General features: G+C 41.8%; 15 protein-coding genes, 5 pseudogenes and 1 riboswitch. Of the genes and pseudogenes, 16 read left to right on the top strand and 4 right to left on the bottom strand.

Annotated features, from left to right (window positions below; translation table 11 throughout):
- Positions 1 to 275: 275 nt before the first annotated feature.
- Positions 276 to 371, top strand: a riboswitch (SAM riboswitch).
- A 234-nt stretch (positions 372 to 605) separates the two neighbouring features.
- From E4U82_RS07835 to E4U82_RS07810, 6 genes are all read left to right on the top strand, one after another.
- On the top strand, positions 606 to 800 hold the full coding sequence (locus tag E4U82_RS07835; protein ID WP_135109647.1) for a hypothetical protein: 195 nt from the start codon (positions 606 to 608) through the stop codon (positions 798 to 800).
- Positions 801 to 1,090: 290 nt separating this feature from the next.
- Positions 1,091 to 2,302 (top strand): methionine adenosyltransferase, encoded by a 1,212-nt coding sequence (gene metK, locus E4U82_RS07830; protein ID WP_135109646.1) that lies wholly within the window; start codon positions 1,091 to 1,093, stop codon positions 2,300 to 2,302.
- Positions 2,303 to 2,347: 45 nt separating this feature from the next.
- A complete protein-coding gene (mtnN, locus tag E4U82_RS07825) occupies positions 2,348 to 3,058 on the top strand; it encodes a 5'-methylthioadenosine/S-adenosylhomocysteine nucleosidase (RefSeq protein WP_135109645.1) in 711 nt (236 codons plus the stop codon).
- Positions 3,051 to 3,524 carry an S-ribosylhomocysteine lyase gene (locus E4U82_RS07820; RefSeq protein WP_135109644.1) on the top strand — a complete coding sequence of 158 codons (474 nt, stop codon included), beginning with the start codon at positions 3,051 to 3,053 and terminating at the stop codon, positions 3,522 to 3,524. Before mtnN ends, E4U82_RS07820 begins: the two co-directional genes overlap by 8 nt.
- Before the next feature lie 30 nt (positions 3,525 to 3,554).
- Entirely contained in the window at positions 3,555 to 4,676 is a 1,122-nt protein-coding gene (locus E4U82_RS07815) for a 5-methyltetrahydropteroyltriglutamate--homocysteine S-methyltransferase (protein WP_135109643.1), read from the top strand.
- A gap of 21 nt (positions 4,677 to 4,697) precedes the next feature.
- The gene (locus tag E4U82_RS07810; protein WP_135109642.1) at positions 4,698 to 5,297 is read left to right on the top strand and encodes a class I SAM-dependent methyltransferase; all 600 of its coding nucleotides are present in this window, start codon (positions 4,698 to 4,700) and stop codon (positions 5,295 to 5,297) included.
- Between the two features lie 98 nt (positions 5,298 to 5,395).
- Here the strand turns inward: E4U82_RS07810 and E4U82_RS07805 are convergent.
- Positions 5,396 to 5,873: pseudogene (locus E4U82_RS07805) on the bottom strand (MBL fold metallo-hydrolase); the annotation flags it as partial.
- Between the two features lie 198 nt (positions 5,874 to 6,071).
- Between E4U82_RS07805 and E4U82_RS07800 the strand changes: the two are divergent.
- A pseudogene (locus E4U82_RS07800) lies at positions 6,072 to 6,414 on the top strand (Lrp/AsnC family transcriptional regulator).
- Here E4U82_RS07800 and E4U82_RS07795 read toward each other — a convergent pair.
- A complete protein-coding gene (locus tag E4U82_RS07795; protein ID WP_135109641.1) occupies positions 6,395 to 7,189 on the bottom strand; it encodes a sulfite exporter TauE/SafE family protein in 795 nt (264 codons plus the stop codon). The pseudogene E4U82_RS07800 and the gene E4U82_RS07795 sit on opposite strands and share 20 nt — an antisense overlap.
- A gap of 184 nt (positions 7,190 to 7,373) precedes the next feature.
- Between E4U82_RS07795 and E4U82_RS07790 the strand changes: the two genes are divergently transcribed.
- Entirely contained in the window at positions 7,374 to 8,255 is an 882-nt protein-coding gene (locus tag E4U82_RS07790; protein WP_135109640.1) for a LysR substrate-binding domain-containing protein, read from the top strand.
- 17 nt (positions 8,256 to 8,272) lie between these two features.
- On the opposite strand, the pseudogene E4U82_RS20260 reads toward E4U82_RS07790, so the two are convergent.
- Together E4U82_RS20260 and E4U82_RS07780 are read right to left on the bottom strand one after the other, a co-directional pair.
- Positions 8,273 to 8,380: pseudogene (locus tag E4U82_RS20260) on the bottom strand (SHOCT domain-containing protein); the annotation flags it as partial.
- 207 nt (positions 8,381 to 8,587) lie between these two features.
- On the bottom strand, positions 8,588 to 9,550 hold the full coding sequence (locus E4U82_RS07780) for a hypothetical protein (protein WP_135109639.1): 963 nt from the start codon (positions 9,548 to 9,550) through the stop codon (positions 8,588 to 8,590).
- A gap of 141 nt (positions 9,551 to 9,691) precedes the next feature.
- Here E4U82_RS07780 and E4U82_RS07775 point away from each other — a divergent pair, with 141 nt between their 5' ends.
- From E4U82_RS07775 to E4U82_RS07740, 8 genes and pseudogenes are all read left to right on the top strand, one after another.
- A complete protein-coding gene (locus E4U82_RS07775; protein WP_135109638.1) occupies positions 9,692 to 9,907 on the top strand; it encodes a cupin domain-containing protein in 216 nt (71 codons plus the stop codon).
- Between the two features lie 259 nt (positions 9,908 to 10,166).
- Entirely contained in the window at positions 10,167 to 11,528 is a 1,362-nt protein-coding gene (locus E4U82_RS07770; RefSeq protein ID WP_135109637.1) for a serine hydrolase domain-containing protein, read from the top strand.
- A 300-nt stretch (positions 11,529 to 11,828) separates the two neighbouring features.
- On the top strand, positions 11,829 to 12,203 hold the full coding sequence (locus tag E4U82_RS07765; protein ID WP_135109636.1) for a DUF2200 domain-containing protein: 375 nt from the start codon (positions 11,829 to 11,831) through the stop codon (positions 12,201 to 12,203).
- 345 nt (positions 12,204 to 12,548) lie between these two features.
- Positions 12,549 to 12,791 (top strand): annotated as a pseudogene (locus tag E4U82_RS07760) (SDR family NAD(P)-dependent oxidoreductase); the annotation flags it as partial.
- Between the two features lie 121 nt (positions 12,792 to 12,912).
- On the top strand, positions 12,913 to 13,659 hold the full coding sequence (locus E4U82_RS07755) for an SDR family oxidoreductase (protein WP_135109634.1): 747 nt from the start codon (positions 12,913 to 12,915) through the stop codon (positions 13,657 to 13,659).
- 67 nt (positions 13,660 to 13,726) lie between these two features.
- Positions 13,727 to 13,993, top strand: a complete 267-nt coding sequence (locus E4U82_RS07750) for a DUF2255 family protein (RefSeq protein ID WP_245183534.1) — start codon at positions 13,727 to 13,729, stop codon at positions 13,991 to 13,993.
- 244 nt (positions 13,994 to 14,237) lie between these two features.
- A complete protein-coding gene (locus tag E4U82_RS07745) occupies positions 14,238 to 14,816 on the top strand; it encodes a DapH/DapD/GlmU-related protein (protein WP_135109633.1) in 579 nt (192 codons plus the stop codon).
- Positions 14,817 to 14,870: 54 nt separating this feature from the next.
- Positions 14,871 to 15,373: pseudogene (locus tag E4U82_RS07740) on the top strand (aldo/keto reductase); the annotation flags it as partial.
- Between the last annotated feature and the right edge of the window lie 232 nt (positions 15,374 to 15,605).

Here is a 15,605-nt window from a genome sequence, read left to right as displayed (position 1 = left end):
CCCAAAATATATCATACAAGTTTAATGTGAAAATATGATGAAAGAATTTTTGTTTTATGTGTCTTTTCTATGACATTTTTCCAATTAGTAATGGAAGGAGGGGGGCTTCTGATCTTTATTTCTCTTCAACAATCATTACATTTCTGGTTCGCAAACCTTCACGTACGCTTGTGGGCGTTGACGCTAACCTTAAAAGTGCGTTTCATCGATTTCTTCTCTTGACAGTTGCTTTAGTCCGGCGTTATAGTATGGAATGTAATTAAATACTTGTGTTTTTCTTATCCAGAGAGGTGGAGGGACTGGCCCATTGAAACCTCAGCAACAGACACTAGTACTGTGCTAATTCCAGAGGCTTATGCTGAAGATAAGAAGAGCGGAGCTGACGGACAAGCCCTCTTCTTATTGATTCTGAGAAGAGGGCTTTTTTAGTGCCAGGTAAACGTTTTGTCTAGGGAGCGGCCGCAACTCGTGCAGGGGGGCGTTCTCAGGGGAAAGGAGTTCCGCCAGCCAAAGCTGCGTATTTTGAGGAAGCAATAGCTTTTATATACCCCGTTCCGTATGATGAGTATTTTGATTCAACTATAACTTGAAAGGATATGACAATTTTGACTGAAATGAAACAAACAATAGATGATCAAGAAACACCAAAACAATTTAATAAAGTATGGATGGTGCTTATATTAGGAGCGCTGCCGGCATTTGGTCCATTATCAATGGATATGTATATACCAGGGTTGCCGAGTGTGGATGGTTTCCAAACAACAAAGGAAAAGTTCGATAGTAGATTCCTTGTTTGCTGATAAGAAAAGCTAGCGCGATCATATATATGATGTGGAAACTTCTTTATTTGTTATTTTCAAAAATACAAGCAAATTATTTCTTTATATACCTATGCGGGTATATAGTGGGAGTGTGATTTGATACAAAAGCGTATGACCAGATGGTAAACTAATGACTCTATAACCGCTGCGTTCGTGACACCATGAATAAGGTGGTTATTACGACAGCAGATGATTTCTCTGCTAACATGCGCCAGTTACACGATTCAATCAAATGATGCCAAACTAAACTTAAATGAAGGAGGGCTTAGATGACACTACAACATTCCCGCCGGTTGTTTACCTCGGAATCAGTAACAGAGGGACACCCGGATAAAATTAGTGATCAAATCTCTGACGCCATTCTCGATAAGGTGCTTAAGCATGATCCGAACGCGCGCGTAGCATGTGAGACTATCGTAAGCACTGGCTTGGTTTTAGTGACAGGTGAAATAACAACGTCAACCTATGTTGATATCCCTGAGACAGTTAGAGAGACCATCAGAGGAACTGGTTATAATCGAGCCAAGTATGGATTTGATGCGAATACATGTGCAATCTTGACATCCCTCGATGAACAGTCTGCGGATATTTCTCAAGGTGTCAACCAAGCATTGGAAGCGAGAGAAGGGCGAATGTCGGATGAAGAGATCGAAGCCATTGGAGCAGGTGATCAGGGGATCGTATTTGGGTATGCTTCCAACGAAACCCTTGAACTCATGCCTTTGCCGATCTCATTAGCACACAAGTTATCTCACCGATTGTCGGAGGTTAGAAAAAATCACATTGTGGACTATCTGCGGCCTGATGGAAAAACGCAAGTCACTGTAGAATATGAGGAAAACAACAATCAACCTAAACGCATTGATACGATTGTTATTTCTGCACAGCACCATCCGGAGATAACGTTAGAACAAATCACAGATGATATAAAGAAATATGTTATTGATGAGACGGTTCCGGAAGAGCTTATTGACCCTGACACGAAGTATTTGATTAACCCGACAGGCAGGTTCGTCATTGGTGGTCCACAGGGCGACGCCGGTTTAACTGGAAGAAAAATTGTGGTCGACACTTATGGCGGGATTGCTCGTCATGGTGGTGGTGCATTTTCGGGTAAGGATCCGACAAAAGTGGATCGCTCGGCGGCTTACGCTGCAAGATATGTTGCCAAAAATATTGTGGCTGCAGAATTAGCCGATAAATGTGAAATTCAATTAGGTTACGCGATTGGTGTGGCCCAGCCGGTGTCGATTTCAATTGATACGTTTGGAACAGGCAGGGTGTCAGAAGAGCGTTTAATTGAACGAATCCGGGCTCATTTTGACTTACGCCCGGCTGGTATTATTAAAATGTTGGATTTGCGTAGGCCAATTTTTCAAGAAACAGCGGCATATGGACACTTTGGCCGTTCAGATGTCGAATTCCCATGGGAAAATACAGATAAAGCCGAGGTTCTTAAACAAGATGTGTCATTTAACTGATTTTTTCCTGTTCGGCATGACAAAAACAAGAAAGGAGGCTTACCTATGACAAAAATCGGTATTATCGGAGCCATGGATGAGGAAGTGGAACAGCTTAAGGAGCAGCTGGATGCTTGTCAGGAGACGGTAATTGCAGAAAGTCCCTTTTACCAGGGTAGGATAGCCGGTCACGACGTCATTTTGCTGAAGTCAGGGATTGGGAAAGTCAATGCAGCGCTGTCTACAACGATTTTATTAAACCATTTTCAGCCTGATGTTGTGATCAACACAGGATCAGCAGGTGGCTTTAACAAAGACCTGAAAGTTGGTGATATTGTGATTTCAACAGAAGTCCGTTATCATGATGTCGATGCCACAGGGTTTGGCTATGCGTACGGTCAGGTTCCGCAAATGCCGGCTGTTTACAGGGCTGATGAACGCTTGATGAGCCTTGCCGAAAATGCAGCGAAGGAAAAGACAAATGCTTACCATATCGTTACAGGGCTCATCGCAACTGGTGATTCATTCATGTCCGATCCGTCGCGGGTCGAACTTGTATTGACAAAATTTCCTGAGCTTGAAGCTGCTGAAATGGAAGCAGGGGCGATTGCTCAAGTATGTTATCGGTTCGAAACACCATTTGTGATTATTCGGTCGTTGTCAGACATAGCGGGTAAAAAAGCACCTGAGAGTTTCAATCAATTTTTACAAACTGCTGCAACAAACTCTGCGGCACTTATATTAACCATGATTAAGGAGATGAAGCATAATGAGTAAAGAATTGGCAAACGTCGAAAGTTTTGACTTGGACCATACAGCTGTTAAAGCTCCCTATGTTCGCCTGGCAGGCAAGACAGAAGGAACCCATGATATCGTCTACAAATATGATATCCGTTTCTGTCAGCCGAATGAATCCCACATGGACATGCCAGGATTGCATTCCATTGAACACTTGATGGCAGGTCTTATCCGGAATCATTTGGATAACGTCATTGACATCGGTCCTATGGGATGTCAGACAGGATTCTACATGTCGGTCTTGAATAATGACAGTTATGATGATGTGTTGGTGGCGTTAGAAAAAACATTGGAAGATGTTCTGGAAGCCGATGAAGTTCCTGCATGCAATCCAAAGCAATGTGGATGGGCCGCTAATCACAGTCTTGAGGGAGCCAAGGACATCGCCTCCAACATGCTGAAAGGTAAGGACGAATGGTCGCAAGTGTTTGCAGATGAACATTAATCAATTTGCGAATGAATGAAAGGGAGGCAGATGATGATCACACAACAATCATCACTGAAACGTTTTAACCCGCCGTTCCGCGCAGATCACGTCGGAAGTCTATTAAGACCTGATCGATTGAAAAAAGCCCGGCAACAACGCGTCAATAACACGATTACGCAAGAGCAATTGCGTAACATTGAAAATCAGGAAATCAAGCGTATCGTCGACAAGCAAAAAGAAATGGGTCTTAGTGCTGTAACAGATGGTGAACTCCGGAGAAGCTGGTGGCATTTCGATTTTCTGGAAAATTTAGATGGTGTCGAAGCGTTTGATGCGGAGGCCGGACTCCAATTTCGTCAGCAGCAAACCAAAGCACGAGGCATCAAAGTGACGGACAAAATCGGATTCGGCCATCACCCCATGCTTAAGGATTTTAAATTCCTGCAAAGCATCGCTGGGTCCCCTGTAGCAAAAATGACGATTCCAAGTCCGAGCATGTTGCGTCTCAGAGCAAGTTTTCAAGAGGGTGTTTACAACGATCCGGAAGCATTCACCCAGGATTTGGCTGATGCTTATAAACAAGCGATTCAAGCTTTTTATGATGCGGGTTGCCGTTATTTACAGCTGGATGATACCGCATGGGCCTTTTTAGCTTCTGACGACGAACGGGAAAGGATGCGTTCTCAGGGGACAGATCCGGATGACCTGATCGCGTTATATGCCGATACGATCAACAAAGCCGTAGAAGACCGGCCGGATGATTTGACCATTACCATGCATATTTGCCGTGGTAATTACCGTTCCACTTGGATGTATGCCGGCGGGTATGAGCCTGTTGCTGAAACACTGTTTGACGGGGTTAATGTTGACGGCTTCTTTTTGGAATACGACAGTGACCGGGCTGGTGATTTTAAACCACTTCGATTCGTTAAACGGAAGGATCTTCAGATTGTGCTTGGTCTGGTGACCTCGAAACATCCGGAACTGGAAAAAGCGGACGACGTGAAGCAGCGTGTTGAAGAAGCGACCCAGTTTGTAGACTTGAACCAATTATGCTTAAGCCCACAATGTGGGTTTGCCTCAACAGAAGAAGGGAACATGCTGACAGAAGAACAACAATGGGCAAAACTAAGACACGTCACCAGTATTGCACAGGACATTTGGAAATAATAGGTAAGGAGATCGTGAAGTATGTCAAAAGAACATTGGGATAACAGTTTTTCAGATCAGGATTTTGTTTATGGTGAAACAGAAAATGTGTTGATACGCGAGATGAGTGGTTTCATTCCGGAACATTCAAAAGTTGGCTGCTTTGCAGAAGGTGAAGGCCGTAATGCCGTCTATTTAGCAAGACTTGGTCACGATGTAACGAGCTATGATCAATCGACAGTTGGTCTTGACAAGACGAAAGCATTAGCTGGGCAAAATCATGTCGACGTGGAAACCGTTGAAATGGATTTGACTCAAGAAAAAGTACCAACAAACCAGTATGATGCAGCTATCATGGTATTTGGACATGTACCCAGGGAGAGTCAACAATTTTTTGTGGAAAGTATGATTGATTCAGTAAAACCTGGTGGGTATGTTATATTTGAAGTCTACTCTGAAGATCAGTTGAACTATCGAACAGGCGGTCCGCCAGCTCTTGACATGTTGTATGACCCGGCAGACATTCTGGATTGGATAAAACCCTATAAATGTATTCATTTTTATTATGGTGAAGCGACACGGGATGAAGGAAAAAGACATGTGGGGTTAGGACATGTTATTCAAGTCGTCATAAAGAAATGATAACTAGCAGGAAAATTGGCAGCAGCACTAACAATCTATAACTTCCCAGATGATAATTAAAGGCAGAAAGAAAAATATTTTTCTTTCTGCCTTCATCATTAAAATGAATAAGATTCTCCGTCGTCCGGAACGAGAACGTTAGAAGAGATGCTTTTTTCATTAATGAAGTTTTTTAATTCTTCTCTTGATAATGTCCAATGATTGACAGCTTCCATATGGCTGGCAATAATTTTGCGTTAGGGGCAGCCTTGTACACTTCATAGACATCATCTTTGCCCATTACGAGAGATCCACCTTCCAGGAATTGATTATCCCCTGCATTGACGACAATGATTTCTGGTTTGTGTGTTTCAATTTCCTGCTTAACATCGTTATTCCAAACCGTATCTCCGGCGACATAAAGCGTTTTTTCATCTGAGTGGTTAAAGACAACGCCACATACCAGACCAGCAACTTTCAGAATTTCACCTCTGCCGTGTTCGCCTTGTGTTTTTGATAATTGAACACCTTCAAAGACGGTATCTTTCTGCAGCACCTCCACGTTCTGAAAACCCTGTTTTTAATTTCTGCAGCATCTTAAGAATTTCTTTCCAGCATATTCAACCACCAGGGTTGCATTGCGAATTTGTTGTATATTCATAGTTATAAACTCCTTTCTTTCATTCACATTTAGTATATATTATCATCAATGGAGAAATACATGGATAAAATCAGGACTTATTGCCGTTAGACTTGATAACTGAAAGGATTTGAAAAACGTTGGATAATACAGATATGCGTATCCTGGATGAACTATCCAATAACAGCCGTATCACTATGAAGGAGTTGGGGGAGAAAGTCCATTTAACGGGACAAGCTGCCTCGGAAAGAGTCGCCAAACTGGAAGACAATTGGTGCGATTGAGGGCTATACCATAAAGGTTAACCAAATGGAATTAGGGTATTCTGCACATGCCTTTATGACGATCATCACACAGCATACTAATCATCAGCCGTCTCTCTCTTTTATAAAAACACAGGACCAATACATTATCCATAACTACAAAATTAGTGGAGATGGCTGTTACCTGCTTGAATGCCGATTTAAAACATTTCCGGTTATTGAAAGTACATTCTAAAGCCAATAATGACCAATAATATGGACAGCATCTGCAGGACAATTCTTCCTGGGAGTCGCTGTGACAAGATCACTCCGATGTTTGCACCAATGATGATTCCGACACCTCCAAAGGCAACTATCATCCAGTCAATGTTACTATAATAGAGATGCGAAACGACTCCTACTGTTGAATAGAGAGATAAGGATAAGATAGATGTAGCGGCTGCTTGATGTGTTGGCACCTTAAACAAGTAAATTAAAATCGGAACTAAAAGCCAACCACCGCCGATTCCAAGGTAACTGGATAAAACACCCATACCGAATCCTAAGGGAATAAACCAACCATTATTTAATACGCTTGCTTCGCTGTCTGTTATCGCAGTAGAATCTGTTGTTTTATTTCTATTAAAAATTTTACCTTCCCAGGGAGAGTTCTTGTAGAATAAAAAGATCCCAAGGGCGGCTAATATCGTAGCAAAAATAACATGAAAATATTGCGAAGCGTAAACCTGCAGCAGCCATACCCCTAGTAATGCCCCTGGAAGGGCACTTATTCCGATCGTAAGGGCTATGTTATAGTGAATTCTTTTCTGTTTCGCATAGCCGATCACACCTGTAAATGAGTTGATTAGAACAATCACCAGACCAGACCCAGCGGCGATTACCGGGTCCATATCAAATAGAATAAGTAATGCCGGTACAAAAATGAAGCCGCCGCCAGCTCCAACAATAGTACCGTAAGCTCCAGCGATAGTACCGATTATGAGCAGCAGTATTCCTGTCAAAATATCCAAAAAACGAACTCCTTTCTTCAATGGGCAATGCTTACTTTATCCTCTCACGGAAAGGAGGGCAACTCAAATCACTTTCTTTTATAGGGGTTAACAAAAATGAATGGCGGTTTCTATTATGTTAAAATAGCTTCAGTATTGGACAAGACATTATGTTGAGAGAAGAGAAAGGTTGGAGGTTGCAGAGTTGAATATTGATAACTTAAGGACGTTTTGTCATGTAGTGAAAGAGGGGAGTATTACCAAAGCCGCACGTTTAGGTTTTGTCTCACAACCCGCTGTAACCAGAAAAATTCACCAGTTGGAAAACAGTTATGGAACAGTGCTGTTTGACAGGGAAGAGGGAAACTTAAGACTAAATGAAGCTGGCAGGCTGCTCTATCCATATGCAAAAGAAATACTTGCCTTGAATAAAGCGGCTTATGAAGGAATCCAGGAACAGTTGGGAGATAAGGAAAAAAACTTGCATGTCGGAGCAAGCCTTACTATTGGAGAGTATTTATTGCCGGGCTTAATTGGTCGTTTCAATAAGCACCATCCCGATATTAAATTCAGTCTGTCGGTTGGGAACACCCCCCTTATGATTGAGAAATTGGAAAACGATGAAATCGATATTGCTCTAGTAGAAGGTGTTTTACCAATTGATCAATATAACCAACAAAAATTTGCGGATGATGAGCTCATATTGGTTACCTCCAATGATCACGATTGGGGAAGAAGAGCGGAGATTGAGTTAAATGAGCTGCCGGAGGAAAAGATGATCTGGAGGGAAAAAGAGTCCGGAACCCGATTAATCGTTGAAGAAGCTTTAGAACAGCATCATATTCTCGAAAAAATAGAAAATGCAATGGAACTTGGCAGCACGCAGGCAATCAAAAGTGCAGTGGAAGCTGATTTAGGAACGAGTATCTTGCCTAAATTAACTGTCCAGAAAGAATTGAAATATAAAACGCTACGAGAAATTCCCATCAAAGGATTTAGTTTAACAAGGGACTTTTGGATGGTACAGAAAAAACGGCGATTTAAGAAGGAGACACAAACTGATTTTGAAGCGTTTTTGATGAGGTAGGCGGTTACTTCCCTTAACCGTTCGTACTCCTCTTCATTAATTTCACCGCACGCTAACCTTTCCTTTAAAATGCGTAATGAATCATCGGAAAGGGTTTCTTTTGGTTTCCCGGAAATTTTGGCCATCAATAAATATACGCCGTAAAACAACAAACCGAGAACGATAATCCAGAAGAGCATACCGATGACTCCCATTCCCATACCATCCATGCTTTCGAACTCCTTTTTTATCCAATAGTATGGTTCGATTGTTGTATTATATCATTATGTTATTTTTCCATAAATGGACTTTAAAGAAATTATAGTAATGTGCTCCCCTCCTAACAGTCCATATTATTCCACCACTTGGCCGTCCTCGGAAATCTTTTCGGGCGGTACCAATTCAGCAACAGCCCCTGCCTGGACACGCTGAGCGTTGCTGTTCCCAGTGTTTCCACTTTCTTCATCACTCTCGAGCTGTGTTGTGAACTGAAAGGGTCGCGCCTTCTTCATTTCCAATGCGGCAATCGCCATCGCGGATTCTTGTGCAGTATCACCGCTTTGCTCTTTGATTTTATGGGTGACGGCAATCCCCCCGCCAGCTCGGGTCATGTCGGTGATGACTGCCTGATATTTGCCGGCTTGTTCCGGTATAATTAAGACGTACATCCTGCCGTCAACATGGAATACTTTTTTCTGATCCTCGGATGCGCTTTGTTCTATCCATTTCCGGATGGGTTCCGGTACCTGTTCCGGATCAACTATTTGGAAAGGGAGCGTAATGGATTTATGCTCTGTTAAAAAACCTGATTCGTATCCCGAACCATTGATGATATTGTTGAATGCACGGATGCTCAGGTCGGGGTTCTCCTGTCCGGATTCATCTGAATGTAAGCCTGATCGTATGGTATCCAGATCATTTTTTAAGTCCTCAAGGTAGTCCGCTTCCTCACTCGCAAGCATACCATCATCAGAAAATTGCCCAAGCGGATGGTTTGAAAAGAACGATGGGTGGGCATGGATGTCCCGGTCTGCAAAATCGCTGCCCGCTTCCAGCATAAAGTCTGTCCGCTCCAGACCATCCTTGACAGCCAGCAAAGCATGTTCCAGTTCTTTTCCTTCCATCGGCTCCTTCAGTACGGCATTCAGAGACCGTATTATGTCCGTCAATTCAAAATAAAAATGATTCAAAAACAATTCGAACTGCCGATTGTTTTCCTGTTTTTCCTGATATAGCTGTATTCCGGTGATGATGAGTGCCAAGGATATGACGATCAGCAAGCCCGATTTGATTTTGCCAAGCGATTCTTTTTTCATTGTCGACACCTTGCCTGTAATGTACATTCGTTGTGCGGAGAAGCGCACACAACCATTCTATTCGATACGCCTCGACTAAATTCCTTCCTGGCCAGGAAAAATACTCCATAAAAAAAGACTCCCCGCTACTGTACTAAGCATATGGATTATACGAACCCCAATCTGCATTATGCCTATGATATGGCACAAAGCAGGTTCTTTATCAAAAATGAGGACAATTATATCAATGTACTTGGTCATGAACAATTGCGCACAATGGGGAAGACGTATTTGCTTGATGTGTTTTTAAGTGCAGGCAATATTGCTGAACCGCATTATCATTCGAATGCCACAATATTTCACCGCATGAATGGATAAATGATTCCCTGGAAGACTTCGATTAATAATAAGTTTCGAAGTCACGCCATCAATACCATTAAGTCGACAAAAAGACGTTTTCTGCATTTTAAAATGAAATCGATTGCGTGAGGCGGTAAGAGATCTGCAGGTTAGTTTTCTCCCCGCTTTGTGTTGTAAAAACAGAACGGGAAGCGTATTTTTTTCGCCATTGGTATTTAAAAAATAGCGAAACATTTGGATATGCTTAGTCGTATGTAATAAAAAAGGAGGCATTACCGTGAATAAAGAAAAATATGAAAGATTTGCTGAATCACTTATAAACACCAGTCATACCCCTGGGGCGATCATCGGAATAAATGATCAACGTTACGAAAAAGGATTCGGATTCCGGGACCTTGAAAATCAACTTCCTGTTACCGCTGATACCATCTTTGGCATTGGCAGTATTACCAAGTCAATGACATGTATCGGGATACTTCAGCTGCAGGAAGAAGGACTGCTGTCCGTCCAAGACCGTATTCAAACATATTTGCCCGAAATCACATTTAAAGGGAGCAGTGATATCACACTTCATCACCTGATGACCCATACATCCGGCATCCCACCATTGAATACACTCTTTTATGCGAATAAGCCATCAATGGAGAGGGATGGCTCATTCGACTTGCAAATTAAGCTGGGTGCCCCGCTTGACCGGGAACAAGATAGCATTGATACATACGATGATCTCATAAATTATTTAAATGCCATTCAATTCGTTCCCCTTGATCAGCCCGGAAAATCATTCAGTTATTCAAACGACGGCTATGCACTTCTGGGCATCATTATTGAACGTGTCAGCGGGCAGCCGTATGAACGTTATATTGAAAAAAACATCTTTCGGCCCCTTGGGATGAAAAATAGTTTCTTTCATCCCGATCAATTGGATGAGCAGGCAGCGCGCTTGTACAGTGTTGATCCAACTGCCGAAACACCAACGATTGAATACTCACCGGAATGGTGGGATGCTCCAGTGATGCGGGCAGCCGGATATGTAAAAACGACGGCAAATGATATGCTCCGCTTCGGGGATGTCTTTTTGAACAGCGGCAATGGTATTTTATCCGCAGAAAGTCTCAATGATCTGACTTCCCGGCATATTGAAGTGGAGCCCGGCCGGCATTACGGTTATGGCGTTATGGTCACACCTGATTTTTTTGGTACAACGCTTATTGAACACGGTGGAGGCATTAAGGGTGTGACGGCACAATTCGCAGTATTGCCTGAGAGAAGCATCTCAGCCATTTGCTTAACGAATATTGCCGGTGCGCCTGCAGAAGCTCTTTTAAAAGGGGCAGTACAAAGCGAAATGGATATTGACCCGGAAAAACCGGCCATCGAATATGACCATTATGCACCCACAGAAACAGACCGCCAAGCAATCACCGGCACCTATCAATCTAATGAAGGTCAAACGGTAAAAGTCTATGAAAAAGATGCAACTATTTTTGTGGAGATCCAGGGAACTGAAATGCCAACCCGTTCCGTAGGCCCCCGTGCTGTCACCATTACATTGCATGGAACTGAACACTTAATGCAGTTTACAAACCACCGCCTTCACTTTGGGTTCAGACAGCTTGTAAGAAGTGAAGATGAATAGCTCTGGGTATTTGCCATAAGCGGGCGCATTCCGAATAGAGGATGCGCCTGCCTTGCGTTAGGGTCCGATTGTGGAATAACATATGTTACAATTTCAACAATGGGCAACTTTATAGGATAACGGCATCTTCAGAAAATGGGAACTTTCGCGGAAGAAGAAAGCATCTATCAGAATGGGGATATATAATTGAATAAGAGGAGGACAATCAATAAGAAATCTCAAGAAAACGTGGAAAAAATGACTTATAAGTTACAACGTTTTTAATGTTTCACGACGGTAATGCAGAAAGGAAGATGTATCATGGCCAAGCATAAGATCTATACAATGAGTGTCGCAAGTGTCTATCCCCATTATGTTACGAAAGCGGAGAAAAAAGGACGTACGAAAGCAGAAGTCGATGAAATTATCCGTTGGTTGACAGGGTATAGCCAGGAAGAATTAGAAGCGCAACTGGAAAAACAGGCAGACTTTGAGACCTTCTTTGCGGAAGCTCCCCAACTGAATACAGCGCGTGATTTGATTAAAGGTACAGCGCGTGATTTGATTAAAGGTGTGGTCTGCGGTGTCCGGGTGGAAGAGGTTGAAGAACCAACGATGCAGGAAATTCGCTATTTGGATAAGCTGATCGATGAGTTGGCAAAGGGAAAAGCGATGGAGAAGATTTTGCGGAAATAATAATTGGTTTGACATCTTATAAAATCAGAATTTAAAGGACAGCCCACTCACAGTAGTGTCTTCCCCTGGAAAAAGAGGGTGATTTTATAATAACGGGTTCAGTTCTGGGAGAGAAAATACAAAATAACATAAATTTCAGGGATACAAATCACAAGTGATTTAGTATCCCCTTTTTTATTGATATGGAAGTCCTCGATTCAACTTATGCAACGAAATAAATAACATACTAAATAACATACAAATTATCAGATGTACATAAATTTATGTACACTTGTTAATACGTCTGTGAAAATGCTTGTTATTTGTAATGCTATTTGATGTGATGATTATGGTGTTAATTTATGTAAGAGTTCCAAAATGCAGGCCAAGGTTCTAGTCCCTGCTGTTACGGAAACAGAATTTGAACAAAATTCCCAGGACCTGGATGAATTCCAATATGAAGGGCAAGTTGCCAAGTTTCTTACAGCAAATGAAATGGCCGGCTTTATGTTAGACCTTTATGATAGCAACAAGATTGTAGGTATTGTGGATGAATCCACCTATGAGTATCAACTAAAAGATCCCATTTTCCCATTCAGGGAATTTTAAACCGAGCGGACATGTTGTATGTACCTTGAAACGTGTAACAACAAAGATTCGAGGTTCGAAAGCATGTGGTATGAGCAAAGACGAATCGTAAATATAACATCAAATTAATGGAGGAATTAACATGGCTGTAAAAGATAAAGTCGTTATGATCACAGGTGCTTCTTCCGGAATTGGCGAAGCTACCGCTACATTGTTGGCAAGTAAAGGAGCAAAATTGGTATTAGGTGCTCGTCGTGAAGATAAATTGCAAAAATTGAGGGATGCAATTACGAAAGATGGCGGAGAGGCAGTTTATCAGATAACGGATGTTACAAAGGTTGAAGATAACCAGAAATTAGTGGAATTAGCAAAAACGGAATTTGGCAAAGTGGATGTCATCTTTTTAAATGCGGGTTTAATGCCGAACTCTCCATTGTCCGAACTAAAGAGCAACGAATGGAATCAAATGGTTGATGTAAACTTAAAAGGTGTTTTAAATGGTCTCGAAGCAGTTCTTCCAGAATTTAAGGAACAAAAATCCGGTCATGTGATTACAACTTCTTCGGTAGCTGGACTCAAAGCTTACCCAGGTGGTGCCGTTTATGGCGCAACGAAATGGGCTGTGCGCGATTTAATGGAAGTGTTGCGTATGGAATCGGCACAAGAAGGGACCAATATCCGGACAGCAACTATTTATCCGGCTGCCATCAAAACGGAGTTACTGGAAACAATCACGGATGAAGAAACCGCAGAGGGGACGAATGCGATGTACAAACAGTATCAAATCGGTCCAGACCGTGTTGCCAATGTTGTTGCATTTGCAATCGATCAGCCGGAGGATACCAATGTGAATGAATTTACGATTGGGCCGACCACGCAACCTTGGTAATAAAGAAGCTATCAGACTTGAATGAGATATAGCAGTTTCCAATAATTAATGAGAGGATGGAACAGCGATGACAAGATGGACAGATGAGCAATTGGAATTTTTTAGTAACCAAGATAATTTTCATGTTTCCCCGTTTTATAGTGATGGCAAAACGTATGGAACACCGACATGGATTTGGTCGGTTGTAGTTGATAACGATTTATATGTTCGGGCTTATAACGGTCAACGTTCCAGATGGTATCAATCCGCTGTTGAACAAGGCGCAGGGCAAATGGTTATCAAAGAAGTTTCCTATCCGTTTACTATATACCGATTGAAACAGGCGCAGAATTAACGGAAAAAATTAATCAAGCCTATCAAGAAAAGTATGGGGACAGTCCATATGTACCTCCAATGATGACTCAGGGGCCAATTAGTGCAACAGTGAAAGTCACACCGCGCGAAGCATAATTGGCAATTACAAAAAGCCAAACAGTGAATAAATAGATGGGAATTATCGTTGATTCGGCGAAATTCCCATCAGGGGGTGGCGAGCACTCTTTTAAGTGAGAAATACAGACTAGAAAGGAATGTATAAAATGGAACTAGAAAAGCTCTTATCCAAAATGGAAACTGAGGGTGTAATCCATGCTGGTTCAGAAGTCAATAAGGCAATGGTAGCAGTATCCGATGAAGCGAGACGTTTGTGTGCACACTTGAATAATGGTGTTTATACAAATGAGCAGATCAGGCAACAAATTTCACAAATTGTCGGTCAGGCACTAGATGAAGACTTTTCGTTGTTTTTACCATTTACGACTGATTTCGGGAAAAACATTAAAATAGGGAAGAACGTATTCATTAATTCTGGATGCCGGTTTCAAGATCAAGGCCAAATCATCATCGGAGATCAAAGCTTAATTGGCCATAATGTTGTTTTGGCAACCATAAACCACGACTATAACCCATTAAATAGAGGAACCATGTATTTGAAACCAATTGTATTAAAGGAGAGAATCTGGATCGGCTCTAATGCAACCATTCTCCCGGGTGTTACAGTTGGTGAAAATGCCATTGTCGCAGCTGGATCAGTAGTCACCAGAGATGTCGAACCTAATACCATTGTCGGCGGAAATCCCGCAAAATTCATAGCAAATTTAGAGGATAAAATAAAATAGTAGTCACTACAAATAAAGTCCCTTTAATAAGTTATGATAAAGGAGAACTGCTAAATGGATACGATTCAATTAAATAATAAAGTAACGATGCCGCTATTAGGATTCGGTGTATTTCAAATAACGGACAGGAATTATGTGAGCAAAGTGTCTTACATGCGTTAAATACTGTCTATCGGATGATTGACACAGCTGCCAGTTACGGAAATGAAAAAGCGGTTGGAAATGCCATTAAAAACAGTGGAATTGCAAGAGAAGAAATATTTATTTCGTCAAAAGTCTTCATTCAAGATGCAGGATATGAGAAAACAATGAAGTCATTTGAAAAAACACTTCAAAACCTGTAAACAGACTATCTGGATCTATATTTAATTCACATGCCTTATGGTGATTACCATGGCAGTTGGAAAGCGATGTAGGAATTATATCGTTCCGGAAAAGTGAAAGCAATCGGTGTATGTAATTTTCTTGAAGATCGTTTAGTGGATCTCATATTGAGTCATGATGTTGTTCCAGCTATCAACCAAGTGGAAGTGCACCCGTTTTGTCAGCAAAAGGAACTTCGGAACGTCATGCAGCAATCCAATTCTTCTATTAGCGTGCATATTTCAGATAATTACATTATATAGAAGCTCTTAACTAATCGGGTCAAAAGATTGTTCAATAAAAGGGAGCATTCCTGTCACGAAAAAATTTGAGGCTTAACAAAAAATGAGCCTCCTTGGTATCATACGGGATGTCGATCGATCGACTCCTAAATTAACCAAACCAAGGAGGACTCAAAATGAATTA

The sequence above is a fragment of the Lentibacillus salicampi genome (assembly GCF_004565465.1).
Taxonomy (GTDB): domain Bacteria; phylum Bacillota; class Bacilli; order Bacillales; family Amphibacillaceae; genus Lentibacillus; species Lentibacillus salicampi.
This window is presented reverse-complemented; position numbering and strand designations above follow the sequence as displayed.

What these genes read in the sequence shown, in the direction of transcription:
- mtnN (WP_135109645.1), top strand. Translation starts at nt 2,348, where the DNA reads ATGACAAAAATCGGTATTATCGGAGCCATGGATGAGGAAGTGGAACAG.
- E4U82_RS07745 (WP_135109633.1), top strand. Translation starts at nt 14,238, where the DNA reads ATGGAACTAGAAAAGCTCTTATCCAAAATGGAAACTGAGGGTGTAATC.
- E4U82_RS07815 (WP_135109643.1), top strand. Translation starts at nt 3,555, where the DNA reads ATGATGATCACACAACAATCATCACTGAAACGTTTTAACCCGCCGTTC.
- E4U82_RS07820 (WP_135109644.1), top strand. Translation starts at nt 3,051, where the DNA reads ATGAGTAAAGAATTGGCAAACGTCGAAAGTTTTGACTTGGACCATACA.
- E4U82_RS07755 (WP_135109634.1), top strand. Translation starts at nt 12,913, where the DNA reads ATGGCTGTAAAAGATAAAGTCGTTATGATCACAGGTGCTTCTTCCGGA.
- E4U82_RS07750 (WP_245183534.1), top strand. Translation starts at nt 13,727, where the DNA reads ATGACAAGATGGACAGATGAGCAATTGGAATTTTTTAGTAACCAAGAT.
- E4U82_RS07765 (WP_135109636.1), top strand. Translation starts at nt 11,829, where the DNA reads ATGGCCAAGCATAAGATCTATACAATGAGTGTCGCAAGTGTCTATCCC.
- E4U82_RS07780 (WP_135109639.1), bottom strand. Translation starts at nt 9,550, where the DNA reads ATGAAAAAAGAATCGCTTGGCAAAATCAAATCGGGCTTGCTGATCGTC.
- E4U82_RS07775 (WP_135109638.1), top strand. Translation starts at nt 9,692, where the DNA reads ATGGATTATACGAACCCCAATCTGCATTATGCCTATGATATGGCACAA.
- E4U82_RS07810 (WP_135109642.1), top strand. Translation starts at nt 4,698, where the DNA reads ATGTCAAAAGAACATTGGGATAACAGTTTTTCAGATCAGGATTTTGTT.
- metK (WP_135109646.1), top strand. Translation starts at nt 1,091, where the DNA reads ATGACACTACAACATTCCCGCCGGTTGTTTACCTCGGAATCAGTAACA.